Genomic DNA, 25,884 nt, shown 5'->3' with positions numbered 1-25,884 from the left:
GCGCTTTCAATGTCATCATTAAAAGCGCTCTTGTTGCGTTAGTTTTTTGGTTAGAAGCTACCGACTACCGTGACAGAGTCGTTCGCTAAACTTTCATCCACAAAGCCAATAGTATTGGGATTATCAGCAACAAGTTGCAGCATTTCTTCTTGTGTAGATACCTCTTCTGGCGGTGTTCCTTGGCCAGTAAAAACTAATTTAGACCAAAACGCAGAATATTGGCTCTCAGATTTACCTAAAACGCCCGTGTTAAAGGCACTACGAATATCATTACCTTGTTCAAATGTTAAAGGAAGTGCTTTGCTACCGTCAGGAAATGCTTTCATTTTACCAAGGTAGATTCTTTTGACTGCTTCGGCATCGATACCCGACCCATTTTTTGCACTAACGATAATTACGTTTGCTGCACTTACAGGAAGTGCAAACATTAAACTAAGTAATAGGACCGCTTTCGCTTTCATTTTCATTATTCCTTAAAATACTAAATCTAAAGATACTGCTATTGCAGGAGGCATTTGCTCTATCGTAAGGCGTTAGTCGATAGTGCCGCTGCATCTGTGCCGTCGAATCCAGCATGTATCCTGCTAGGTGCGATAATATGAATTCATTCTTCGAACTCAGAATAGTATAAGTTCTAGGTATTATCAGTGAAAGTTTACGAAAAATCTTAAACCTTCTGTACTGAACGTTAGTGTGCCTCTTCCTTAATCGACAAAATAAGTAAAGAATCAAGCTAAAAGTACGGCAAGTCCATGTTAACTATCGCTAAACTGAATACTTCATATAAATGACTGAAGACAAGTATAAGCGTAGGTTACTTATTATCATAATAGGTGAAGTTTTCGCGAACTTCCATTTATGGCAGGCTAAGACTGAACAAACGTGATTGGTATGTTGGTGTATTATCTAAGATTAACGGATGTAGAAAGGTTTCTTGTTACATCTACAAATGTTTAGATTCATCTTTGTGGTAAGCAAATTGATTAATAAAGTGGGGATATGGCAAAACCGAACAAGAAAGGGCCAGTTCGAACGGTACAAATAACGTGTGCGAAATGCAAAACGCCCATTTTCAAATACCGAAAAGGCGGCAAAGGCGCACTGGTTAAGTGCTTTAAAGAGCGTATTGTTGAAGATTATACCACTACACCCTGTATATGCCCTGGGTGCGAGCAACCCTTTGCTCGGGAAGCCACAATAAGAGGCGCGCCTGCGTTTAAAATTATTGGTGGGAAAGTACATATGAAGTAGTGATGAAGCGTTCGAGAGGTTAACGCTTCACCACTATCTAAAGGAGGTGATATTAACTCCTTTAACGGTAGAAAATTATATCGCGGCCTGTAATTTTTCGTACAGCGTATCTTTTAACACGGCACGATCATGCTTCATTTGATGCAATGTTTCGTCGGTGGTTGGGGCGCCCTTTAGCTCAAGTTTGCGAATTTCTTCATCTAAAGCGTTGTACTGTTTGTTTTCGCTGGCAAACGTACTGTCACTTTCTACCAGTTTCTCAATGGTATCTTTGTATTCTGGAAAGTCAGATTGCAATGAGTGAACTTCACCTAACATAATGTGCTCCTAAAATTTTTCGATGCGTCAATTTAATTGGATAGTGTTATTTAATATCTTGTACGGCGACGACTAGATCATTCCAATTGCGTTGATTTTCCATGTCGTATTCCATGCCTTTAATGTCTGCTTCGTTAAAACGTTTAACTGCGGGGGTTTTACTGGTGGCTTGATATAACCAGTAAGCTTCTGCACGTAACGCTTCATCTATGGGCTTGTCGATAGATTCGTATACCGCTTGTTTACAGGCATTAATCGATTCTGCAGGAAACAGGGCAATGCGTTTAGCAAGGGCATCGACATAAGGACCAATTTCGTCAGGCTCCAGCGCTTTATTGATGGTGCCGTAAGCTTCGGCTTCGTCGGCGCTGAAATCGCGAGCACTTAGAATGATTTCAAGGGCACGGCCTAGACCGGTTTGACGAGCCATACGAGACGCGCCACCGCCGCAAGGCAATATGCCCATGCCGACTTCCATTTGCATAAACTTGTATTTACCGCGCGCGGCGAATCGCATATCGCAGGCCAGTGCAAATTCATGACCGCCACCTCGGGCAAAGCCTTCAAGTTTAGCGATCGTGGCTTGAGGTAGTTTGCTAATACGTTCTAATACCACTTGAAGGTCGAGCAATTTTACATCGCCACGTGCTACCGCTTCGGTAGACATGTCTTTTAGCAGGTTGGTGTCATAGTGACATACCCAAATTTCAGGGTTAGCTGATTGAAATACCACCACCTTAACGGTGCGGTCGCGCTCAAGGCGCATGGCAAGACCCATTAAGTCTTCTAACATCTCTTGACCTTGTACATTAACAGGGCCGAAATCGAAAGTTATGGTGAGTATTGCACCGTCTTGCTTTGCGGTAAAAGTGGTGTAGCCGTTATAAGCCATGTTCATATTCCTCTGGTCGCATTCGTTTGTTAATTCATTTTTTAGTTGTGTTTAACTTGCCAATGAAAGACTAGCAGCGATTGAGTGGCTTAATAATCGGTAAAACCGTGAATACAGTTTATGTTTTTTGTTGAAGGTAACTGCTCAAATAGGGGACAAGTTGTGATTCAGACATAAGAAAACGGGGGATATAAAGTGTAAGAGGAATTTAATAAGTTGAACGAACTATCTGTTGCGCTGGACATTTTTCGTAACAATTTCAAATATCATTTGCGACTGCCTACGTTGCGTGACGCGCTAAAGCTGATTATGCTCCTTCGCGATTATACTTAGGGCAATGCTCCTTTTTACGGGTAATACTCTCTTTCAAAGGGAATACTCTCTTTAAGAGGCCCCCTCTCTACATGGAATTATAAGATATGAGACGAATCATAACGTTGTTTAGTTGTGTTTTGGCGCTGCTAACGACTCAAGTGTTAGCAAAAGATGTGGAATACCGTTTACCATCTTCCATTACGCCAACCTTTCAAGACATTCATTTAACCCTAGATCCTGATGCACCAAACTACTCTGGTTCTACCCGCATTAACATTATGGTTAATTCAGCCACGAAAAAAGTGGGCTTTTATCAGCAAGACCTTACCGTTACTCATGCCGAACTTCGTCAAAATGAGCGCGTAATAGCACTTAATGTTGAACAAGGTGATTACAATATTAATTGGGGCATGGCTGATGCTGACATTGCGCCGGGCAAATACACCCTAGTCATCGACTTCGAAGGCAAGGTGAATACGTCTTCTGATGGCATGTATTTGTCTCGTTTTGAAGAAACAAATTACATCTTTACGCAGTTTGAAGATATGCATGCACGTAAAGCATTTCCTAGTTTCGACGAACCTGCATTTAAAATACCTTACCAAATGACCATTACGGCGCCCGAAAAACAAGTGGTGGTCTCGAATACGCCGGTTGAAAGTCATGATGTAAGCGAAGGCATGCAAACCGTTAAGTTTGAAAAAACCAAACCTATGCCAACCTACTTAATTGCTTATACCGTAGGGCCGTTTGATAGTGTTGAACTAAAAGGTTTGTCGGTACCAGGTAAAATCTATGTACCTAAAGGCTATGCAGACAAAACTAAGTTTGTGGTGAAGCACACCCCTGAAATTTTAGCCACGCTAGAAGACTTTTTCGATATTAAATACCCGTACAAAAAGCTCGATTTTGTCGCTGTACCTAACTTCACTCATGGTGCGATGGAAAACGTAGGGCTAATTACTTACCGCGACAGTTTGTTATTGCTAGCAGACGAGCCGGGTTTGACCGAACGCAAAGGACCGCTTAACGTTATTGCACATGAACTGGCACACCAATGGTTTGGTAACTTAGTGACCATGGCATGGTGGGATGATTTATGGTTAAACGAAGCATTTGCCTCGTGGGCGGCAAGCTACACCATGATGGAACTCTATCCAGAGCTTAATTTTGCCGATCGTATTGTGCAAGAGTCTGCGTTTGGTGCCGACGCTAGCCCTACGGTTAAACCGGTTAAAAAAGTAGTGCGTATTCAACCCGATGTTATGGATGGCTTAGGGCTGAACTACTCAAAAGGCGAGTCTATTTTGCAAATGATAGAGTCGTTAATTGGTACTGAAAAGTTTCGTGAAGGTGTGCGTAACTATATGAACACCCATGCGTGGGGCAATACGGTTGCTGATGATTTGTGGGCTGCGCTTGATGGTGTATCAGACATTAATCTAAGCGCCATGATGAAAGCTTACTTAGAACAACCTGCTTACCCACTTATCTCTATAGACGATAAAGGTACTATTACGCAGGAACGTTTCCATTACGCGGGCGCAACCGTAGATGCACAAACTTGGGCCGTGCCGCTTAAACTTACTTATAAAGTAAACGGTGCAATAAAGCAGGAAGTGGTGTTTATTGATAAAGCCAAAACTCAATTGCCTCAACTTGCTGAAGCTGACTGGGTTTTCCCTAACGATAACGCCACAGGCTATTTCCGCTGGGCAATTACAAGTAAGCAACTTGATAACTTGCTTGGCGATTTGGATGTACTTAACAACCGCGAAAAGAAAAACGTGCTTTATAATGTGCAAGCATTGCTTAACGCGGGTAAAGTTAACATTGATAGCATAATGCCAGTATTAAATGCCTTGGCGAAAGATAACGACCCTGTTGTTAAACGTGCTGCGGTAGGTGTTTTGGCTGAGTTTGATTACTTAGTTAACGACGACAATAAAGCAAATTATGCTGCATTGTTGAATCAAGAGTACTTGCCTTTGCTAAACGAACTTACGCTTCAGCAAACTAGCGATGAATCGGAAAGCGTTATTAGCCTACGTAACCAGCTTTACAGCCTGCTTGGAAATAGAGCAAACAACGAAACCTTGATTAAGCAAAGTGAATCGATTGCTAAGCAGTACATTAAAGATAGCAGTGCCGTTCCAGCAGGCATTGCCGGTACCGCAATAGGAGTAACCACGAAGCATAGTGAAGAAGAGCTATACGAAACATTGGTAGCTGCATTTAAAAAAGCACAACTTCCTAATGTTAAACGCACCTTGCTTTATTCAATGCGCTACACCGATGAAGCCACGGTAAACAAAATGCTAGATTTAGCATTAACCGACGACATTACTCCGGCGAATACACTTTATATGTTGGTAAGAGTCTCGCGCAACTTAGAGCTTAAAACCGTATTGTATAAATGGTTAAACTCAAATCTAGATGCGTTGATTGCGAAGATGCCAGATTACCATGTATCGCGTATGCCTGAATTTGTGTCTACTACCTGTAGTGCTGAAAACTTAGACATGGCAAAAGCATTTTACGAGCCAATCAAAGATAAGCATGAAGGCATGGCCCGTAGTTTCGACATTATGTTGGATGAATCGAAACAGTGTTTGCGTTTAAAAGCGACATACCAAGAAGACTTTAATAAATTCTTAGCCAAATACGGCGAGTAAATATAAGATTTAAGTAATATCTTTACAAATCAACAGTATTACTGTAATTCGACGCAAGAGGCTGCCATCCGGCAGCCTCTTTTTTATTTTATACTTCAAAATGTCATAAAGAAGCGGATTAAGCGTCATTTTTGTGACAACCCCTTTTTTTACACAAAATTTGCACACTTAGTTTTACCTGTACCAAAGTACACTTGAGTTAAACAAAAAATAAACTTATTTAAACAGCGTAAGTTTATGATTTTCATTGCTAAATAAAAAAATGATATTATTTTGCACAAGTTCTTGCTGTGTATACGCAAGTATATAATTTTATACATTCCTAAAAAAAGTGGACGATAACAACATGGCGGAACTGGGTAAACAAGGGCGAGCGAAGTTGAGTAAGTCAGCTTTGTGCGTAAAATTAATATTAGGTAGTGTGTTAACTCTGCCACTTTCTTTTAACGCTTTATCAGATGTAATTTGGGAAGAGAACTTCGACGCAGCCGCATTAGACGGTAAGGGAGCCGTTGGGGGCGACAGTGTTACTATCGATATGGATGGCGTATCACGCTGGAGTATTGATGTTTCAGATGCTGATTTATCTGCAACATCAGATTGGTTTAAAGTCGATAATGGCCAGCTAAGTGCTCGCGACGTAGATGGCGATACCGTATGGTTGTCTGAGGTTATTGTTGTAAACGGCTTAACGGATTTGCAGCTTGATGTCGAAGTATCAGAAAGTGGTACGCAAGAAGACTTAGATTATGTCGATGTTATGTACTCAATTGATGGCGGAGAGTTTGTCTTAGTCACCAATGCGCTGGGATCAGATATTCACACCCTTATAGATGATTACACTAGTGTAACCGTTAATTCTGCTATTCCTGATGCAAGCACGGTTCAAATAAAACTAGCAATGAAGAACAATGCTGGGACAGAATCTCACCTGGTAAACAGTGTTGTTTTATCAGGCTCAACTGGCGAAGACGGTGGTGGCGATGAAGGCGGCGATGATGGTGAAGTATCTGAGGACACACTTCGTACTTTAACTGAAACTTGCTTCAACTGCCCTGACTTAACGGCGGTTAAATTACCCAGCGAATACGTTGAAGCTGATTATTATGCACAGCTTGATACCGCAATAACGAACAATGAAAGCGCTGAAACACTCAAAGCGCTGGCACAGAATATTATCTCGCTAGACCACCATCAGCTTTCTTATTCAGAAGCGTGGACAGCCCTTACCGATACTGACCAAGACCCTGCCAACCCAGATAATGTTGTATTGTTTTACATGGGGACATCGTTAGCTAAATTTAGTAACGGTAGCGGTACGCAAAGTAGCAACCAAGATAACTGGAATAGAGAACACGTTTGGGCTAACAGCCATGGTTTCTCTAGTAATAGTCTTGCTGCTTATACCGATATTCATCATCTTCGACCAACCGATATTTCGGTGAATGGTTCTCGCGGTAATTTAGACTTTGATTTCAGTGATGGTGCACTATCTGAAGCGCCAGAAAACAGCATTGATAGTGACTCTTTTGAACCTCGTGATTCAGTGAAGGGTGATGTAGCGCGTGCTATGTTCTATATGGACGTACGTTACGATGGCAGCGATACCAGCGAGTCGGAAGATGATTTGGTGTTGGTTGACCGTTTAACCAGCACAGATGAAGCCGCACACGGTAAACTTTGCGTATTGTTGCAGTGGCATGAAAGCGATCCAGTAGATGAATTCGAGGAAGAACGAAACAGTAAGGTTTTCGAATTCCAAGGTAACCGTAACCCGTTTATTGATAAGCCTGAGCTTGCTTCACTAATCTTCAATGAAAGTTGTGATGGCTCAGATGCTGGCGATTCAGATGGCGGTGACACAGATGGTTCAGACGGTGGTGATACAGGCGGCTCAGACGGTGATACAACCGACGGAAGTACAGGCTCAGGTCATGCAGTATTTATTTCAGAATATATTGAAGGCAGCAGCTTCAATAAAGCTATTGAGATTTACAACGGTTCTACTGAGACCGTAGATTTAAGCAATTATAAGCTTAAACTGCTTTCAAACGGCGATACCAGTGTAGATGATGAAAAGGTATTAGAGCTCACCGGTATGTTAGCCTCTGGTGCAGTAGCTACCTTCAGTCATGCTAGTGCTGATGACGCGCTGACCGCTGGCTCAACAATAAGTAGCTTTGTGATGAACTTTAATGGTGATGATTACATTGAGCTGAGTTACGGCGATGTAACCATTGATGCTGTGGGTACGTTTGGGGTAAAAACTAACTGGGGTAAAGATGTAACCCTAGTACGTAAAGCTTCAATTACGGAAGGTAATGCGACACGTAACGCAGCTTTCGATGCAGACAGTGAGTGGGATAGCTACAGCCAAAATACCTATGACTATTTTGGTGCTCACAACGGCAGTGTTGTAGATCCTACAGACCCTACAGATCCAACCGACCCAACCGACCCAACTGACCCTACAGACCCAGTAGACCCAGTAGACCCAACGGTTGAATTGGTTCTTATCAGTGAACTACAGGGCGAAGGTGATGCTTCACCATTAGCTGACACAACTGTGATTATTGAAGCGGTTGTGACCAAAGTAGCTGAAGACTTATCTGGTTTCTTCGTTCAGGAAGAAGCGGCTGATTCTGATGGTAACGATGTAACATCTGAAGGTGTGTTTGTGTATGCAACCTCGCTTGAAACTTACCCTGCGGTAGGTGATGTAGTGCGCATACAAGGTGATGTGGTTGAGTATAACGACTTGACTGAGTTTGTATTATCGGGTGACGTCGAAGTGCTAAGTGCGGGCGGCAGTGTGTTATACACCGAACTTAGCATGCCATTTAATGCTGATACTAACCTTGAAGCCTATGAAGGGATGCAAATTACCTTTACACAGTCTTTGTTAGTGAATGATGTGTACAACCTTGGTCGTTATGGTCAGTTTAACGTGGGTTCTGAACGCGTAATGATCCCTACCAACCAATATCCTGCGGGCACAGCTGAAGCTATAGCGTTAGCGGAACAAAATGCCCTCAATACACTGTTAGTTGATGATGCATCTAACAGCCAAAACTTAGATGGTATTCCATTCCCTGTAGGTGGGTTAACTCACTCCAATCCACTTCGCCTAGGCGATACAGTTGAAAACCTAACAGGTGTAATGCATTACTCATTTGGCGAGTACCAATTATTGCCTGTAACCGACCTAGAGTTAGTGCGCACTAATGCACGAACAGCTTACCCATTAATCGGTTTAACCGGCGATGTAAAAGTGGCAAGCTTTAACGTACTTAACTATTTCAACGGACCAGACTTCCCAACATCTCGTGGTGCCACCAATGAGTTCGAATTGGTACGCCAAGAAGCGAAAATTGTAGCAGCATTAGCAGCAATGGATGCAGATGTTGTTGGACTTGTAGAAGTTGAAAATGACGGGCACGGTGAAGATTCTGCCATTGCAACGCTAACCGCTGCGGTGAATGCTGAAATGGGCGGCGATGTTTATAGCTATGTGTCAATTAGTGAAGCATTAGGTACTGACGAAATTGCCGTAGGCATGATTTATAAGCCTGCGGTAGTAACGCCATTTGGTAATGCAGTAACGTCTTCTGAATCACCGTTTGACTTCGGTAACCGCCAGCCGCTTCTTCAATCATTTACAGTGAACGCCAACGGTGAAGCATTCACTCTTGCCGTAAACCACTTTAAATCGAAAGGAAGCTGCTCTAGCGCTACCGGTGATAACGCCGATTCAGGTGATGGTCAAGGCTGTTGGAACGCATTGCGTACCGATGCTGCAAACGGTTTGGTTGCCATTGTAGAAAACAATAGCGATACCTTATCTGACCGCTTATTAATTATGGGTGACTTAAACGCGTATGCAGCAGAAGAGCCTATTTTGGCCCTTGAAAGTGCAGGATATACCAACCTAGTTAACTCTTTTGGTGGCGACTCGGCATACTCATATACCTTTGATGGTGAGCTAGGTTACCTAGATCACGCACTATCAAGCCCTAGCTTAACTCAATATGTAGTTGATGCGACGGTATGGCACATTAACTCTGATGAGCCTCGTGTATTTGATTACAACGAAGAGTACAAAACTGACGCGCAAATCACTGATTATTACGGCGCTGATGCATACCGCTCTTCAGACCACGACCCAGTTTTGGTAGTACTTAACTTCCCAGATGCAGTTCAACCTGGTGATTTTGATGGCGACAACGACGTAGATTACAACGACATTATGGCGTTCTATGGCTTGTTCTTATCAGGTGGTGCGAGCGATTTGGCGAATGATTTTAACAACGATGGCATGGTTAACTTCTTTGACCTTAATGCCTTGATGGCCATGTGTACCCGCGCTGGTTGTGCAGTAGAATAAGTAGGAATTAAAAAATGAAAAAATTTATTATCGGTTTATTTGCGCTAGTTGGTTTTAGTGCTCAAGCAGCGATTATTAACATCAGCACTGATCAAGCATCGTATAACGTGGGTGATACCATAACCGCCAATGTTTGGATTGATATCGTCGAATTACAAGGTAGTAATCTGGCACAACCATTTATTGGTGGTTTTGTCATGTCATTGATGGCAGATGCTACAAGCCTTTCATACAATGATGGTTCAATTATGTTTGGTGATAAATTAGGGGCAGGGGCTTTAAGCGCTCTTTTGCCTGTAGGCTTCGGCGTATACTCTATACAATCGGCTGCCTTTACCCCTAGTGTTTTTACCCTTCAAGCAGGACTAACGTCTTTCGAACTTTTCTCGCTTGAATTTACCGCTTTAAGCAGCGTTTCAGATGCGCTTTTCGGGCTTACAGCTAGTGTGAGTGAGTTTGGTTCATTTGTAGGAACGCCGGTATCAACTGCTTCAACAGAGTTTTCTGTTGAAGCGACCTCAGTACCAGCGCCAAGCACAGGTGTTTTAGCACTACTTGCTTGCTTCGGTATGATGGTATCGCGCGTTAAGGCTCGTCGCTAATCGAGATATCCTTGCGATAAAGTGAAAAAGGCTTTTTACAAAGCGTTTTAATAAAAACCCAGCATCTGCTGGGTTTTTTATATTTTAAACTCGCGAAATCATCTCAAGCTTCTCGTTCAGGCTACCAGCAGCGCATACGATAAAATTTCTATTTACAACTAGCTTGAAATAAACCACACTGGTTAAAAATACAGTTATATGGAAATGTTATGTCTGCCACCCAAATGCTAGGTAATGAAGGGCGAAAATTCGGCCTTAACGATGCTTCTCCTTCAGAAAACGCAAGTCTTGATACTGTCAGCTTTGCTCAGCGCCAGCGGTTGGCTTATATCGATTTTTGTTTGTTGTTTAAAGGGGCGATTTATCGCCAAGATCTTATTGGCCGCTTTGAAGTTGGCTTGTCTGCGGGCTCTCGCGATTTCAGTTTGTATAAAGTGCTAGCGCCAAATAATCTTACCTATGACGCAAGAGATAAGCGTTACTTTCAAACCGATACTTTTGTACCTTTGTTCGAGCACGATCCTCGTAGAACCTTGGTGAAGTTGGCGAACGATATATCAGACGGTTTCGATGCTATAGGTGATATTCATTTTCCAGTAGAAAGTGCATCGTCGTTAAATGTGCCTGACATTTATGTGGTGGCAAAATTAGTACAAGCCATCGTTAATAACAAAGCGGTGAGTGTTATTTATACATCGCTTTCAAGTGGTTCGGGCGCGCGAGAATTGGTGCCCCATAGCATTGTAGATAATGGCCAGCGTTGGCACGTGCGTGCGTTTGATAGAAAAACCGGAAGCTTCAGGGATTTCGTGCTAACCCGTATTAGTAAAGTTACCCTAAAGGCCGACCCTGCGTTGAGCGAACAGAGCCTGGCCGATGAGGCATGGCAGCGAAAAATAGCCTTAGAAGTAGTGCCGCACCCGAAAAATATAAACCATCCTACTGCCATTGAGCTTGATTATGGTATGGAAGAGGGGGTACTTCAGCTTGAAGTTCGCGCCGCTATGGCTGGGTATTTACTGCGCCGGTGGAATGTAGATTGTACTAAACATGCCAGTCTGCGAACGGGTGAATACCAACTGTGGTTGCGAAATCAAGAAACGCTGGAAAATACCGATAATCTTGCTATTGCACCAGGGTATATTAGCGAAGAAAAACGCTACGAGTAACTAGGCTTATTTTAGAGGGCAGCCTATTTCTCGTTTAGGTGCTGGTTACCATTTTTGAGTAAACTGCTTAATGCTAGAAAGTAGCAGCTCTTTATCTAAAGGCTTGGTAAGAAAGTCATTCATACCGGCCTTTAAACACTCTTCTTTGTCTTCAGGGAAGGCGTTAGCCGTAAGAGCGGCAATAGGGGTGTGTATCTTTAACTCATTTCGAATGATACTTGAGGCCATGATGCCATCCATTACAGGCATGTTGCAGTCCATTAATATGAAATCGAACAAGTGCTTAGCACAGGCAGCAACGGCTTGTTCTCCATCTTTTACATGAATAATTTTATAGCCTTCGCCTTCAAGCATAGCCTTAACAATTTCGGCGTTAATATCATTATCTTCTGCAATCAGAATACGCAACCTAGGCGTTGCCTTAACAGGGAAGCCCTCTGGTTTACTCGCTCTTGACACAAGGCTTTGTAAATCAAGCTCTAAGTCTTTGCGTATAATGGGTTTAGCGTGAGACCGCCATATAACGTCTTTTATGGCTTGCTCACAATCTAACTGTTCGAGTTCAGCCGAAATCAAAATAATTTTTGGAAATGGTGAAATATCTAATTTTACCAATTCGCGCAATAAATCAACGCCGCTCATCTCTGGCATCGCTAAATCGAGAATAATAACATCGTATTTGTTGGGCGTATCTTCTAGAAAGTCCTTGGCGCTTGAGTAAGACGTAGGAATAAGTGACATCGCGGCAACCACATGCTCTAGGTATTCTCTGCTTGTCAGTAAGTCATCTACAATGGCGCATTGTAATGTAGCGTCGGTTTTAATCTCTATTGCTGGCAGAGACTCTTCAACAACGGGAAGAGTTAGCGTAAATTCACTGCCCCCCCCTAACGTTGAGGTGGCTAAAATATCACCGTCCATTAACTGTGCTAATTCTTTAGCAATACTCAGCCCCAGTCCGGTACCGCCATAGTGACGGGTGGTTGACTGGTCTGCTTGCTCAAATTTTTGAAAGACAGAAGATAACTTTTTAGAATCAATACCAATACCGGTATCTTTAACCGAGAACAATAAGGTATTGCCATTTGTCATAGTAGTTTGGCTGACCGACAAGGTTACGCTACCCGACTCGGTAAACTTAATGGCGTTACTCAAAAGGTTGTGTAATATTTGTGCGATTCGCGTAATGTCACCTTGAATAACCGGCGCCAGCGTTTGCTGTTTATTATAATGGAAAGTTAAGCCTTTGTTTTGGCAATATATACGCTGTATAGATACGACCTCATCAAGCAGTTGAAGCAAGTCGACAGGGCTTTTTTCAACTACAATTTTTCCTGCTTCAATTTTTGATAAATCAAGAATGTCATTGATAAGGGTAAGCAATTGTCGTCCAGCGGCTTTGGCCTTTCTTAAATAGTTTTCGCTCTTGTTTGGGTTGTCCATCGCCAACTCAATCATGCCGAACAGTCCATTCATTGGCGTGCGTAATTCGTGACTCATACTTGAGAGAAACTCAGACTTAGCTCTATTGGCTTCGTGTGCTTTTTGCGCTTCTACTTCGGCTTTATCCGATGCTTCATAAAGGTGCTGTATCGTTCTTTTTATTTTTCTATCCATAGGTGCGAAAATGAAAAAAGCTTCAACCCCAAGCAGAAACAATGTGGCTAACCACAAATAGAACTCAAGAGACGAGACCGCATCAACATTACTTTTCGCCTCTTTTTCAAAAAGATAAACCACAGTATTAAGCTGCTTCAAAAGCCCCGTAACCTGTTCTATAGGAATACCAACTGATGGTGAGCACTGAGACGACTTAACAAGTGCTCTTGCTTGAGTGATGTATTGGTTAACCTTGGTATCAAGCTGGGTAGTACCGAAATACATATTAGATATTGAACTTGGTAAAGAAGGTAAAGAAGTAAGTTTTCTATGATTGCTTGAAAAGGTACTAATAGCTGTTTCAAGCATGGCAGTAGCCGAAGCGCTGTCTTCGCCACATCCATTTATCTTCTCTACTAGCAGGGCAATGCGTTGGGAGAGCATTCGTTGCTGCCCTGCGATATTAATAATTTCTGCATCAAGACGCTGATCGTTTAGCAATGCTCGCATTGTGAAAACAGATGCGGTGACAAGACAGGCAATAAGAAGCAGCGCTAGGGTGTACCGAATGCGAATGGACATAGAGATAATGTTTTTCTTGGAGTATCTAAAAGATAATTGATACCAAGCATTTACGCAATTTAAGATTCGCTGAATTAGCCACAAGTAGTAGATGCTGCGCTTACATAGGATGCCAGCCTTGTAAAACTGATGCTTTACTATAAAAAAGCATTTCCACGTCACTCAGGGTAGGGCGCGCCTCGTTTTGAAATGCGCCAGGGCCATGGCTTTTAAATTCTGCAAACCGAGCATCGGTAAGTGGATTAAAATATTTTATACCCCCATTTTTAGTTTTACCCGTCATGCTAGTCCAACCCTCCAGCGAAATGTGGGTGTCCATATAGGTATTGATAAAAAGAGAATGCCCTATAGCGTAAGGCGATGCATACCTTCCATCAGAGAAAGTCGTCGTGGGGTGCCAAGGGCGGCCAAGGGCAACAGATTGGTTCGGAACACCGGCTTCACGGGCTAAGTTGCAATTAGAAAATACAAAACCAAATGGTCGTGTGTTGAGAGTGCTTGGCGCCGTTATATACCCTGTAATGCCGTTACCTGTATTTCGTTTTCGTGAGACTATATCTACGCTGTCGAAAAAAGCGGTGCCACCACCGAAGATAAAATCGATATGGCCTGCCACTAAGCCACCTTTTATGTAGGCTCTATTTCCTTTGAGATAAAGTGTATCTTGGTAGCCCCAAAGCTCGATATTATCTAAAAACGTTTTATCTGCTGTTACTGCTGTTTTTAACGCGACCGCTTGGGTCCCAGATACGCGATTAGGATCCTCTTGTGAGCGAATTTCATTGGCGGGATAATCAAAGCTATTCAATATGCTCAGGTTTGAAAGATGAACGTTTGATGCGGTTATCTCAACGGTGGCTGTTCTTCCAGTGCCAAAAACCTCATCGGTATCTGGGTGTATTACCTGACCAGCGTACCGAGAAAAGACAAATTTAGTCGTCTTTTTATCTACGCCTCTTACGTGAACGTTAGGCGTTTGAATGATTATCGACTCTTGGTAAATGCCAGGTTGGACCTCAATGACCCACGTCCCAGAATGCTGGGCAGGAATAGCGTTAATTGCATCAGCCACCCGTGTGTATTGTGGAAGAGGGGAATCCAGTGTGACTTGGCTAACAAGCGCATTTGCTTTGGGTTGCTGCGTCGCTTCTGCGTAACTCATAAAACATAAAAAAAACAGGGCCAAGCGCTTCTGTGAGAAAGCGCTAGCTATATAAAATGCTAACTGAATCCGCTCCTGACGTTTACTTTCGATTATTACGCGCAGCCGTTTAAGCATCACGCAATCCCACTTTTTTTCCTGCAATGACAATATTAGATGTCTGTATTGCCTCCACATTCTCAATAACAGATGGCTTTTCAACAGAGGCAATAGAGATGTCGTGCAGGGACAACCCTGTAATTGGGGTATGATCATAGCCTCTTAGCATAAAGGCTCGGTCTGCTCGTTTTACCGTCATATGCTCTACCGTAATTCCCTCTAGTTTCGGTGGGAAATTTCCAGCATCTCCCTCTTCATAAAAGAAGTTCACTACTATTGCGTCTTTTACATCACCAATTGAGATATGCCGATAATTCAGATTTTTAAGATGACCGCCTCGTATACTGTTGGTTTTAATTCGTATACCTCTGTCTAAGTTAGGGCTACTCATCACGCAGCGCTGTGCATAAAGGTTGCGAACCCCGCCGGAGATTTCACTCCCTATGACTATCCCGCCGTGACCGGCTTTCATTTCGCAATCTTCTATAATGATGTTTTCACTCGGTTGATTTAGCCGTCGGCCGTCTGCATTTCGTCCCGATTTGATGGCAATACAATCATCACCAGTGTCAAAAACACAAGATTGTATGAGAACATCGGTACAGCTTTCTGGATCACACCCATCTGAATTAGGACCAAAACTGTGGCAGTGAATATTGCTTACCGTCACATTTTTACATAACACGGGATTAACTAACCAAAAGGGAGAGCGCAGTATGGTGACTCCCTCAATGAGTACGTTTTCACACAGGTAAGGTTGAATAAAAGGAGGGCGAAGATAGTTTTCTTCAAATACTCGCTCAGAAACAGGCGTGCCATCTTCAACCATAACTTGGAGTGTATCTCTGGTATACTTTTGATTCTCAACGGCATGATCGCCCCATTCAGAAGTTTTCCACTTTCCTTTCCAAGGCCACCAATTATCGGCAGAAGCCCCGCCATCTAAGGTGCCTTGACCCGTAATGGCAATATTCTTCTGCTTGAAAGCATAAATCAAAGGAGAGTAGCCCATTAATTCCATGCCTTCCCAGCGGGTGTGTACATAGGGCTTGTAGTGTTGACTATCAGTAGAAAAGTGAAGCGTGGCTCCCTCTTCAATATGCAGATTAATATTAGATTTTAAGTGAATGGGCCCTTTACAAAAAAACTCCCCTTTGGGCACCACGACCTTACCCCCCCCTATAGATACGAGATGTGCGATAGCCGCATTGAGCGCGGGCAGGCTATCGCTATCTAGTGCATTGGGTAAGGCGCCAAACTGCTCAATGAACACGGTATTATTGGCAAAGGTGGGCCGGGCTACACGGTCTCGGATTAACTGTGCCTCTTTATCCCACTGTGCTTGGCTTCTTGTCGTGCTTGAGGGCGTACTTGTAGCTGACATAGAGCAACCTGCAGAAAATGGGATAACAGGGGATAACGTAGCGGCCAGCCCTGCTTTTAAAAGATGACGGCGGTGTTTATTTAATGTCATAAAAACTCCGTGGTGCAACACTACTCAATGATTAGAATTACTTGCCTAGGTATAACGCAGCCAGAATAAACGGACCTACGCCTTTTGCATCATTAGCGCGAATAGGCTCACTAAGGTAATAATCAAAAGAGCCATCTCGATAAGGTTTGCCGCCAAGTCCTGCAACTGCGCAAACTTGGTTTAAGCTGATGACATTATCGGATGGGTTTACGGAAATCATCTGATCAATAAGTCCTGCAAATCCTTTTTCCGCATGGTCTCGGTAATGCTCTGGTAACAGTTTCAACGCCACACCTTTTGCGATAGCGTAGGTGATCATCGACGTCCCAGAGGCTTCTAGATAATTCCCTTCTCGCTCTGCTAAATCGGTAACTTGATACCAGGTGCCCGTATTGTCTTGATAAGCTAGAGTGGCATCAATGAAGGTTTGGAATTTTGCTCTTAGCCATGCTGATTTAGGGTGCTTTGCTGGCACAATTTCTAACACGTCAACCATTGCCATGGCATACCAACCTAGCGCCCGTGACCAATGATGTGCGGATAAACCGGTAGTTTCATCTGCCCACTTCTGGGCTTTCGATGCGTCCCAACCATGACGAGGTAAGCCAGTTTTTTCGTCGTATAGGTTAGCTTCTATAAGTTCAAACTGAAGAAACACATCGTCTAGTTCTGCCATGTCACCATATCGAACGATATATTCAGCATAAAAAGGAGCGCCCATGTAGAGCCCATCTAACCACATTTGCTCTGGATAACGTTTTTTGTGCCAAAAACCGCCTTCGTTCGTTCTTGGGTGGCTATCAAGTTGCTTTCTTAATAAATCAGCTGCTTTTTTATATTTAGTTTGCCCCGTTTCTTCGTATAAAAAAAACAATACCTTTCCTGGGTTTATCATATCAATATTATATTTATCAATATCGTAAGTACTAATAGTCCCATCGTCATTCACGAGCATGTCGTAGTAGCCAAGTATATAGTCTAAATAGCGTTGGTTTTTCGTATGCAGGTATACCTTCGACACTGCCAAAAGGTTGAGGCCGTGGACATAATCCCACTGCGCCGATTCATCCCAATCAATTTGCCACGCTTCTGGAAAACGCACCATTTCAGATTCAATCATTCGTTCCGACCATGGTTTAGTGTTATCCAATACTGAAGGCTGCGCACCAACAAGTGGGGAGACAAGTAATACAGTGGCCATTGAAACCACTTTGGCAATACGTTTAATCATAATATGACCTTAAAACAATGTTAAAACTATAAATGCTACCGGTAGCATAATGGGGTGCATTTGTTATCGTGTCAACGAAAAAATGCCACAATATTAACAGTCTGTTTACGCAGTGGTTTTATTGTTAAAATTAAACTAACTACATGAAATTAAATAGAAAGTCTGTTTTCTGACTACTTTTCTAGCTAAATGACTTGTGCTCCTCGGTTCTAAAGGGCTGTACGGTATTAACTAAACAAAAAATGATAATTTAGTAAAAACGGTTGCCACCGGTAGCATTTAAATATAGGATGTAAATCAAATGTAAAGCATGTTGGTTTTATGCGTGATTTATGTTTTCCCTAGAAGGTGAGTGTATTTAAGGATTACATGCTGTATTGCCCTACAGGCCTTATATTTATAGGGTTATAAACGCTGGAAGTTTAAAACTAAAAGTTAATTGGTGTGAAGTTAACAGGAATGATTAAAGGCTTTGAAGATAATTGATTAGTCGTCTGTGCTACCGTATATTCACTTTATTTGTGAATAAAATGTTTCACGGTAGCAAAAGGCTGACGGTCTGTATTTTCAAAAAAGTCTCACAACAATGACGTTGTAATTCCTGCACCTCAATAAAATATAAAAACCGGAGAAACAACCATGGTACTTAGAAGAAAACAGCTTGCTGTACTTGTTGCGTTAGCGTTGTCAGGTGCACACGTGAATGCTCAACAAGTCGCTAACGAAAGCGCCGAACCACAGGATGAAAATCTAGAGATTATTGAAGTTTCAGGATTTCGCGGCTCGCTGAATAAGTCGCTTATGGAAAAGCGTACTTCAGTTAATAATAAAGAATCTATTGTTGCTGAAGACATAGGTAAGTTTCCCGATCTAAATATCGCTGAGTCTATTCAGCGCGTGCCAGGTGTCGCTATTTCTAGAGAGGGTGGAGAAGGAAGGCAAATAACGCTACGTGGACTTAGTCCTTCATTCACCCGCACCACATTAAACGGGATGGAAGTCCCCGCAAGTACAGATGGCACAGATTCAGGCGGTGGCGTTAACGGCGGACGCGGGTTCGACTTTAACGTATTTGCGTCGGAGTTGTTTAACCGAGTAGACATTCAGAAATCACCAACAGCCTCAATGGAAGAAGGAGGTATTGCAGGTACAGTCGATTTATATTCTGCCAAGCCTTTCGATTACGAGGGGTTTAAGCTAGTCACTTCGGTACAGGGGGGTTATAACAATGTGACGGAAGAAACTGATCCTCGTGCCGCATTTATGATTTCAAATCGTTTTGCTGACGATAAAATTGGTGTGCTTTTCTCTGCTGCAATGTCTGAACGTACGGTTCGTCAAGAAGGCTTCGGTACTGTTCGTTGGACGAATCCAGTCCAAGATGGTGGTGGCTTGTATGCAGATACATCTGACACGGTCGTTTCCGGCACACCCGATGTAGGAAGCTGCGTGGACGATGGTGTTGAGGTAGATCCCCTAAATTGCCTTTGGACACCACGACTACCTCGTCCAGATTACTTTGGCAATGACCAAGAAAGGGTAGGGTTTACCGGTTCCATTCAGTGGGCACCAAGTGACGATTTAACCTTTACGCTTGACGGTTTAGTCTCCTCGTTAGAAAACACGCGGACGATGTATAACTTTTTCCACATGTTTAGAAGTACGTTCGATGAAATCACTCCCACCGCAATTACGGTGCATCCGAATGGCAAGCAAGTACTTGCAGGCTCTTATGAGGGTATAAAATCAAGAATTGAAAGCCGATTACAAGAGTCAACGACTGATTTTAGCCAGTTTGTTTTGTCTGGTGAATGGTTTGCATCAGAGAACGTAAAAGTGGAAGCGATGTTTGGCACCGCTGAGTCAGACGCACGCTCAGAGCAGTACCGTTACAACATGACGCTGTTAGAAAGCACAACATATGGCTTCGATTTTAGCAACAATGAGAATGCACCAGCGCTTACCTATGGTTACGATACCAACGATGCTAGCAACTATAACTTGAGTGATGGACGCTTGCGAGCTACCGATGTTGAACGTGAAAATGACACATTTAAAGTTGACGTGTCTTACTTTGGTGATGAAGTAACCATTAAAACGGGTTTTGCGTATAACGATAGAGTGGTTACCTATGCAGAAGAGCAAATTAACGGGTTCCCCGATCAAGATTCAGCAGTTGGTTACGCCGAAATGATGCCGGTTGATGATTTTGGGAGTGGCTTTGACGGCCCGCTTGAACCTTTCCTTGTGGCAGATTTTGATGCGATAAATGCCAACTTATTGGATGTGGTTTGGACACCTCGCTCCGCGCAAAGTTGGCAGGTAGGCGAAGAAACTAGCGCTTTGTATTTGGAAATGGATACAAGCTATGAAATTTCGGATATGTTGCTACGTGCCAATTACGGTGTGCGATATGTGAATACGACTACCACGTCTGAAGGATTTGTTCAGGGAGAAACAGTTCAAATTGAGAATGATTACAGTAATTTTCTTCCTGCTGTAAATTTAGCACTTGAAGCTACCGATGATGTCGTGGTTCGACTTGCGGTAACGCAGTCGATGACCCGTCCTAGTCTAAATTCATTGAACCCTGGTAATCCAAGCTTCGATTACATAAATGGTTCCGTTTCTGTCGGCAACCCTTTCCTAGACCCCTTCACATCAAATAACGTAGATTTCGGTGTTGAGTGGTATTTTGATGATGAAGCATTATTAGCCGCTACGGTTTTCTATAAAGATATTGATAACTGGATAGTGCGTTCATCAGAAGAGCGATTTGTTGACCCCGCCTACTTTGACTTTATCGATAATGATGCACAATACGACCCGCAAATTGCGTTAGACCCTCGTGAAGTAGCTTATGAACACAGTAGCCCGAATAATGCAGACGAGCGCAGTATTAGTGGCTACGAGCTTATTTATCAGCAGCCACTTAGCTTCCTGCCAGGAGTTTTTGAAAATATGGGGGTGGTGTCTAACTATACCCATGTTAACGCCGATGACATCGAAGGAATGAGTGAGACGTCATACAACTTCACGCTTTATTATGAAACGGATGTTTACGGTGCTCGTGTATCGGTTAATAAGCGAGACGACTATATAACTGATTTTACAGGGAGTAATGGGAATGTCGCTCATGGCACGACTGGACCAACTCAAGTGGATTTTTCATCGTTTTATAATTTCAGTGAGGCACTTACTTTTACGTTTGAAATAATTAACCTTACCGATGAATATGAGAGATTATTTACAACAGGTGATGGCTCACTAAACCTTGTTCGTGAATATAACCATACTGGAAGACAAATTTTCTTAGGGGCACGTTACTCCCTTTAGCCTAGTGTGTGTACCGCATGTTGCGGTTGTGTCCTGGCCATCATTTATTGATGGCCTTTTTTTTAATAAAGGCAATACGAACAAAACAATGGAAAAGTAATGAGACAGAAACTCGCGATTGCGCTTTCACTATTAATTGGAATAGTCGGTGCAAAGGCTGAAACACAGTTGCCATCAATTAGTCTTCACTTGGTGGGCGACTCTACCATGTCGGATAAAACTAACTTAGCTTACCCTGAGCGAGGTTGGGGGCAAGTTTTACCTGAATTTGGATTGCCTCAGCTTAGTATTAAGAATCACGCAGCCAATGGCCGCAGCACTAAACGCTTTGTCGATGAGGGCAGATGGAGTAGTGTGCTTTCATCACTATCTGCAAATGATTATGTGCTGATTCAATTTGGGCACAATGATCAGAAACGCGAAGACCCTGCACGCTTTGCCAGAGCCGATATAGATTATGTCAACTACCTGAGTCAGTTCATTGATGATGTGGAAAGCAAGGGCGCGACAGCCATAATCGCCAGTTCTATTTGCAGGCGTCATTACACGGATACCGGCGTGCTTAAAAGAACGTTAACCGACTATGCATTGGCTGCACGTCGTGTGGCGAGTGAAAAAGGGGTGTTATTTGTGCCCTTGAACCGCCGAACCTGCGAGTTTTTAACAGAAACAGGTGAGGCCGAAAGCCAACAATACTTCATTCAGGTTCCACCCGATTTGTATGGACGATATCCAAAGGGCAAGATTGATAATACTCATTTGAATGTAGTGGGCGCCGCTAAGGTCGCTCAGTTTTTTGTAAGAGAATTAAAAACGTTAGACCACCCCCTTAGCGACTACTTTTACCGAGATACCTTATAAAGCGCTCAATTGAGCGCAGCGTAGTGGGGAACTTGAATCGCTGTTAAAGGTACAAAGCGGTGTCAAACAAAGGCTATTACTTTAGCGGCGTTATATGGCTTGAAAATATGCCTGAAGGAATAATTGCGCCAGGGTAGGTGATTACTGTTGCAGCGACTTTTGCCCCAAAGCTTGCACTTTCAACTGCGGGTTTGCCTGACAAACGCGCCGCCATAAAGCCTGCATTAAAAGCATCTCCTGCCGCGGTCGTATCTACCACTGCGCTGACGTGTTCGACGGGCACAATACATTGCTCTTGTTGAGCAAGAATATGAACACCAATCGCGCCGTTTTTCATCACTACTTCGGTAATATTTTTATCTTCAAGGTAGGCGAATATATCGTCAGCACAGGTGTGACGGAACAGCATCAAATGATCATCTGCGCCCGGAAATGCTAAATCTGATTCTTGGTAAGCTCGGGTAGTCCAATGTTGAGCGATGTCTTCATCTTCCCACAGTCGAGGGCGATAGTTGGGATCAAAGGCGATTTTACAGCCTTGTGTTTTTAGTTTTTTTATTAAACTAAATAGATTTTCACGCTGTGCATTATCTAAAATTGCGATTGAGATCCCACTAAAGTAAAACCAGTCGGCACTGATATTATCATCTGGCATGAGGTTTATAGTTTGCGTTGCGGCAGACTGAGCGCGCCAATAAGCAAAGGTTCGTTCACCTTGATTATCGTTGCGAATCATATACAAACCCAAATTGCGCTCGGTAGAGCGAAATACAAGGTCGGTATTAATCTCGTGCTCGCCCATTGTTAGTATCAATTCATCACTTAAAAAATCGGCACCAATGGCGGTTAAGTAACTTATCGATGATACGGGTAAGCAACGCTTGAAATACACTGCAGTGTTATAGGTATCACCGGCAAAACTTTTCGCCATGGTATCGCCATGTTGAGTGCGAAGTTCAACCATACACTCGCCAAATATTATTAGCCTTTTCATACTGAGGCCCCATAAAGCCCACACATGCTATCAGTAGAATGTCTCATTACAAGTCTTCCAAAATCGGGTCTAATGTTTCATCCACGTCTTGTGTAGACCATGCACTTAACGTTTTTACTTGCGCTAACACATGATCTCGAAATAGCGAATTTGCGCTGAGTTCAGCAAAGATTGTGGTTTCATTCAGTAAATCATTAGTGACTGCAACGGGATCGAAAGCATGTCGAGTTGCCCTTTCGATGAGTGCAGTTGCTTTCGGGTCGGTAATGCTTTCACCCGCTTTGGCCTTACGAGAAACAAACAAGCACCATGCTGCAATCGGGATGCAGAGTAAGTTAATATCTCGATTGGCATGTAGATTGTCACGAACGGTGTCTAAGATTCGAAAAGGCAGCTTTTGGGAGCCATCCCACGCAATTTGTGAAAGCATGTGACGAATATGCTTGTTGTGATAGCGAGCGATGATATCAGCAGCATACTGGCGTAAGGTTTCAATATTATCGGTTTCTATCGAAGGTATAATTTCTCTTTCTAACAGCGCGCTAATGAGGACCTGTATTGATGGAGTGGAAATGGCGTCATAGACAGTTTCCTTACCAAAAAGCAGGCCTACATAAGCCAGTGTTGAATGAGTGCCGTTGAGTATGCGCAATTTTGCTTTTTCAAAGAAGGTCACGTCCTTGGTAAAGGTAACGCCTACTTTTTCCCACGGTGGTCGAGGTCCTGAAAAGTGGTCTTCTATGACCCATTGAGTGAAGGTCTCACGCTGAATGGGCCAGTCATCTTTAAGTCCTAGATTGGCACTCACGTTAGATTTCACCTCATCGTCAGTTGCAGGGGTAATGCTATCTACCATAGTGCAAGGAAAAGCGATGTTGTTTTGAATCCACTTAGCCAATTCTGGTGAAAGGTAATAAGCAAAATCAATGACCGCTTTTGCGAGTTTCTTGCCATTATCGGTTACGTTATCGCAGCTTATGATGGTAACGTCGGCATCGCCAGAATGCTCTCGCGCTTTTAAAGCTTGGGCAATAAGGCCTACAGCACTAATGGGCAAATCTGGGTTAGCAAGATCGTGTTGAATATCAGGGTTCTCTACATCGAGACTTCCGGTGTTATTTAAGCAGTACCCTTTTTCGGTCACGGTTAAAGATATTATCTTAATCGCAGGGGAGCACAATGCAGCGGTAATGACATCTCTATCTTCACTTAGCGTGGAAAGAGTTTTAATTGCACCTAACACACGTAAAGATGGCGTGTTATCGACAACCGCAAGAGAATAAAGATTGTCTTGGGGGGCCAGTGCTTTTTTCAATGTATCGCTTCGCATCGATACGCCGTGAATGCGCCAATTCCCACCGTAGGCCAATGCTAAATCAGTATAATAAGCTTGATGTGCACGGTGAAAAGCGCCGGGACCAATATGTACAATACCGCATTGTGATTTTCGCAAGTCGTAATCAGGAACGGCAACGTCACGGCTTAGTTGATCGAGTGTTTTTATACTAAGTTGCTTTTCCATGTTTATCCCAACTTATACGCTTGTTTTGCAAAATCATATGTGACCTTTTTAGCAATACTAGCGGCTTCGGTTTCGCTGATGCGATGTTGAACAACTAGTTCTGCTAAGAATCGACAATCTATCCGTCGGGCAACGTCATGACGAGCAGGAATAGACAAGAAAGCACGCGTATCATCGTTGAAACCGACGGTGTTAAAGAAACCTGCGGTTTCGGTTACTTGGTGGCGAAAACGTAACATACCTTCTGGGCTGTCGTGAAACCACCATGCAGGCCCTAGTTTTAAACACGGATAATGGCCAGCCAACGGCGCTAATTCACGACTATAAGTGGTTTCGTCTAAGGTAAATAAAATAATATTTAAGCTAGGCTCATTTCCATACTTTGAAAGCAAAGGGCGAAGCGCACGTACGAAATCCGTCTGCATAGGAATATCGTGACCCTTGTCACGGCCAAACTGGTTAAACAGTGAAGTATTGTGATTTCTAAACGAGCCCGGATGAATTTGCATAACCATGCCATCTTCAACGCTCATTCCTGCTAATTCCGTTAGCATTTGAGCCCTAAAAAGCTCCTGTTCTTCGGCATTACTTTGCCCTGTGCGGACCTTATCAAACAGAGTAATACACTCGTTAGTGCTTAAATCAGCAGTATTAGCAGTTGGGTGGCCATGGTCGGTGGCAGTTGCGCCGTGGGCTCTGAATACAGTGCGTCGGGCTCGAATAGCGTTTAAGTAACCTTGCCAAGTCTGAGTGTCTTCGTTGGTCAGTGCACCTAATTTTTCTATATTGGCAACGATGTCTTCCCGCGAAGCATCAACCACATCGTCAGGTCTAAATGTGGTGATAACGCGTTTATCCCACCCTGTACCTTTTAATGCACCGTGGTGAGAAAGCTCATCAAGCGCCCCTTCGGTGGTAGCAATGAGTTCTATATTAAATCTGTCCATCAAAGCCCGAGGTTTGAAACTGGCGTCCTGAAGTTTGGTGGTAATATGCTCGTAGTATTCGGTGGCATTATTGCTGCACAACATGTCAGTAAGACCAAACACGTCATGAAAGACGGTATCTAGCCACATTCTTGATGGAGTAGCGGCAAACAAATAATAATTGTCTGCAAGGATTTGCCAAATTTTGCGAGGATCAGACTCAGTAGCCCCGCCATCCCACCGAGGAACTCCTAATGATTCTAGTGAGATACCTTGGCTATACAGCATCCTGAAAACATAATGATCGGGGGTGATAAATAACTCAGTGGCGTTAGTAAAATTTTTATTTTGTGCAAACCACCGCGGATCAGTATGTCCATGGGGACTGATAATCGGTAAATCTCGTATTTCTTGATAAAGCGTACGGGCTACTTTTTTAGTGGCCGAGTCAGATGGGAATAGTCTGTCTTCATGTAATAAAATTGATTCCAT

Annotated in this window: 17 protein-coding genes; 7 read left to right on the top strand and 10 right to left on the bottom strand. The window is 43.2% G+C overall.

Annotation, left to right across the window (positions count from 1 at the left end; translation table 11 throughout):
- Positions 1–50: 50 nt before the first annotated feature.
- A complete protein-coding gene (locus tag AV939_RS11920) occupies positions 51–461 on the bottom strand; it encodes a hypothetical protein (RefSeq protein WP_061997723.1) in 411 nt (136 codons plus the stop codon).
- A gap of 538 nt (positions 462–999) precedes the next feature.
- Here AV939_RS11920 and AV939_RS11915 point away from each other — a divergent pair.
- Positions 1,000–1,251 carry a hypothetical protein gene (locus AV939_RS11915; protein ID WP_057791118.1) on the top strand — a complete coding sequence of 84 codons (252 nt, stop codon included), beginning with the start codon at positions 1,000–1,002 and terminating at the stop codon, positions 1,249–1,251.
- A 75-nt stretch (positions 1,252–1,326) separates the two neighbouring features.
- On the opposite strand, the gene AV939_RS11910 is transcribed toward AV939_RS11915, so the two are convergent.
- Positions 1,327–1,569: a YdcH family protein gene (locus AV939_RS11910; RefSeq protein WP_057791121.1), complete on the bottom strand. Its 243-nt coding sequence runs from the start codon at positions 1,567–1,569 to the stop codon at positions 1,327–1,329.
- Between the two features lie 46 nt (positions 1,570–1,615).
- Complete coding sequence (locus AV939_RS11905; RefSeq protein WP_057791123.1) at positions 1,616–2,461, bottom strand: enoyl-CoA hydratase/isomerase family protein; 846 nt, start codon at positions 2,459–2,461, stop codon at positions 1,616–1,618.
- Between the two features lie 419 nt (positions 2,462–2,880).
- Here AV939_RS11905 and AV939_RS11900 point away from each other — a divergent pair, with 419 nt between their 5' ends.
- From AV939_RS11900 to AV939_RS11885, 4 genes are all read left to right on the top strand, one after another.
- Positions 2,881–5,451, top strand: a complete 2,571-nt coding sequence (locus AV939_RS11900) for a M1 family metallopeptidase (RefSeq protein WP_061997722.1) — start codon at positions 2,881–2,883, stop codon at positions 5,449–5,451.
- A 346-nt stretch (positions 5,452–5,797) separates the two neighbouring features.
- Positions 5,798–9,835, top strand: a complete 4,038-nt coding sequence (locus AV939_RS11895; protein WP_057791127.1) for an ExeM/NucH family extracellular endonuclease — start codon at positions 5,798–5,800, stop codon at positions 9,833–9,835.
- A 14-nt stretch (positions 9,836–9,849) separates the two neighbouring features.
- Positions 9,850–10,437: a hypothetical protein gene (locus AV939_RS11890; protein WP_057791129.1), complete on the top strand. Its 588-nt coding sequence runs from the start codon at positions 9,850–9,852 to the stop codon at positions 10,435–10,437.
- Between the two features lie 209 nt (positions 10,438–10,646).
- Positions 10,647–11,606, top strand: coding sequence for a WYL domain-containing protein (locus AV939_RS11885; RefSeq protein WP_231701205.1), 960 nt, complete (start codon positions 10,647–10,649; stop codon positions 11,604–11,606).
- Between the two features lie 45 nt (positions 11,607–11,651).
- Here the strand turns inward: AV939_RS11885 and AV939_RS11880 are convergent, their stop codons facing one another.
- The 4 genes from AV939_RS11880 to AV939_RS11865 form a co-directional block, all read right to left on the bottom strand.
- Positions 11,652–13,787, bottom strand: coding sequence for a response regulator (locus AV939_RS11880; protein ID WP_061997721.1), 2,136 nt, complete (start codon positions 13,785–13,787; stop codon positions 11,652–11,654).
- 100 nt (positions 13,788–13,887) lie between these two features.
- Positions 13,888–14,949 (bottom strand): pectinesterase family protein, encoded by a 1,062-nt coding sequence (locus AV939_RS11875; RefSeq protein WP_063457286.1) that lies wholly within the window; start codon positions 14,947–14,949, stop codon positions 13,888–13,890.
- A 109-nt stretch (positions 14,950–15,058) separates the two neighbouring features.
- Positions 15,059–16,522, bottom strand: a complete 1,464-nt coding sequence (locus AV939_RS11870; protein ID WP_057791136.1) for a glycoside hydrolase family 28 protein — start codon at positions 16,520–16,522, stop codon at positions 15,059–15,061.
- A gap of 37 nt (positions 16,523–16,559) precedes the next feature.
- Positions 16,560–17,723: a glycoside hydrolase family 88/105 protein gene (locus AV939_RS11865; RefSeq protein WP_376738721.1), complete on the bottom strand. Its 1,164-nt coding sequence runs from the start codon at positions 17,721–17,723 to the stop codon at positions 16,560–16,562.
- A 669-nt stretch (positions 17,724–18,392) separates the two neighbouring features.
- Between AV939_RS11865 and AV939_RS11860 the strand changes: the two genes are divergently transcribed.
- Entirely contained in the window at positions 18,393–21,089 is a 2,697-nt protein-coding gene (locus tag AV939_RS11860; protein ID WP_061997720.1) for a TonB-dependent receptor, read from the top strand.
- Positions 21,090–21,188: 99 nt separating this feature from the next.
- Entirely contained in the window at positions 21,189–21,950 is a 762-nt protein-coding gene (locus AV939_RS11855) for a rhamnogalacturonan acetylesterase (RefSeq protein WP_061997719.1), read from the top strand.
- Between the two features lie 76 nt (positions 21,951–22,026).
- Here AV939_RS11855 and AV939_RS11850 read toward each other — a convergent pair whose 3' ends face one another.
- The 3 genes from AV939_RS11850 to uxaC are packed head-to-tail and all read right to left on the bottom strand — an operon-like array spanning position 22,027 to position 25,884.
- Positions 22,027–22,944: a sugar kinase gene (locus tag AV939_RS11850; protein WP_061997718.1), complete on the bottom strand. Its 918-nt coding sequence runs from the start codon at positions 22,942–22,944 to the stop codon at positions 22,027–22,029.
- 46 nt (positions 22,945–22,990) lie between these two features.
- Positions 22,991–24,466: a mannitol dehydrogenase family protein gene (locus AV939_RS11845; protein ID WP_057791146.1), complete on the bottom strand. Its 1,476-nt coding sequence runs from the start codon at positions 24,464–24,466 to the stop codon at positions 22,991–22,993.
- Between the two features lie 2 nt (positions 24,467–24,468).
- Positions 24,469–25,884, bottom strand: coding sequence for a glucuronate isomerase (gene uxaC, locus AV939_RS11840; protein ID WP_057791148.1), 1,416 nt, complete (start codon positions 25,882–25,884; stop codon positions 24,469–24,471).

This window comes from Alteromonas sp. Mac1 (assembly GCF_001562125.1).
Taxonomy (GTDB): domain Bacteria; phylum Pseudomonadota; class Gammaproteobacteria; order Enterobacterales; family Alteromonadaceae; genus Alteromonas; species Alteromonas stellipolaris.
The sequence above is the reverse complement of the archived record's forward strand: the minus strand, read 5'-3'. Positions and strand labels throughout refer to the sequence as shown.

Bases quoted from the DNA above. Each gene is read 5' to 3' on its own strand.
- AV939_RS11920 (WP_061997723.1), bottom strand. From the start codon at position 461: ATGAAAGCGAAAGCGGTCCTATTACTTAGTTTAATGTTTGCACTTCCT.
- AV939_RS11915 (WP_057791118.1), top strand. From the start codon at position 1,000: ATGGCAAAACCGAACAAGAAAGGGCCAGTTCGAACGGTACAAATAACG.
- AV939_RS11910 (WP_057791121.1), bottom strand. From the start codon at position 1,569: ATGTTAGGTGAAGTTCACTCATTGCAATCTGACTTTCCAGAATACAAA.
- AV939_RS11905 (WP_057791123.1), bottom strand. From the start codon at position 2,461: ATGGCTTATAACGGCTACACCACTTTTACCGCAAAGCAAGACGGTGCA.
- AV939_RS11900 (WP_061997722.1), top strand. From the start codon at position 2,881: ATGAGACGAATCATAACGTTGTTTAGTTGTGTTTTGGCGCTGCTAACG.
- AV939_RS11895 (WP_057791127.1), top strand. From the start codon at position 5,798: ATGGCGGAACTGGGTAAACAAGGGCGAGCGAAGTTGAGTAAGTCAGCT.
- AV939_RS11890 (WP_057791129.1), top strand. From the start codon at position 9,850: ATGAAAAAATTTATTATCGGTTTATTTGCGCTAGTTGGTTTTAGTGCT.
- AV939_RS11885 (WP_231701205.1), top strand. From the start codon at position 10,647: ATGTCTGCCACCCAAATGCTAGGTAATGAAGGGCGAAAATTCGGCCTT.
- AV939_RS11880 (WP_061997721.1), bottom strand. From the start codon at position 13,787: ATGTCCATTCGCATTCGGTACACCCTAGCGCTGCTTCTTATTGCCTGT.
- AV939_RS11875 (WP_063457286.1), bottom strand. From the start codon at position 14,949: ATGAGTTACGCAGAAGCGACGCAGCAACCCAAAGCAAATGCGCTTGTT.
- AV939_RS11870 (WP_057791136.1), bottom strand. From the start codon at position 16,522: ATGACATTAAATAAACACCGCCGTCATCTTTTAAAAGCAGGGCTGGCC.
- AV939_RS11865 (WP_376738721.1), bottom strand. From the start codon at position 17,723: ATGGCCACTGTATTACTTGTCTCCCCACTTGTTGGTGCGCAGCCTTCA.
- AV939_RS11860 (WP_061997720.1), top strand. From the start codon at position 18,393: ATGGTACTTAGAAGAAAACAGCTTGCTGTACTTGTTGCGTTAGCGTTG.
- AV939_RS11855 (WP_061997719.1), top strand. From the start codon at position 21,189: ATGAGACAGAAACTCGCGATTGCGCTTTCACTATTAATTGGAATAGTC.
- AV939_RS11850 (WP_061997718.1), bottom strand. From the start codon at position 22,944: ATGAAAAGGCTAATAATATTTGGCGAGTGTATGGTTGAACTTCGCACT.
- AV939_RS11845 (WP_057791146.1), bottom strand. From the start codon at position 24,466: ATGGAAAAGCAACTTAGTATAAAAACACTCGATCAACTAAGCCGTGAC.
- uxaC (WP_057791148.1), bottom strand. From the start codon at position 25,884: ATGGAATCAATTTTATTACATGAAGACAGACTATTCCCATCTGACTCG.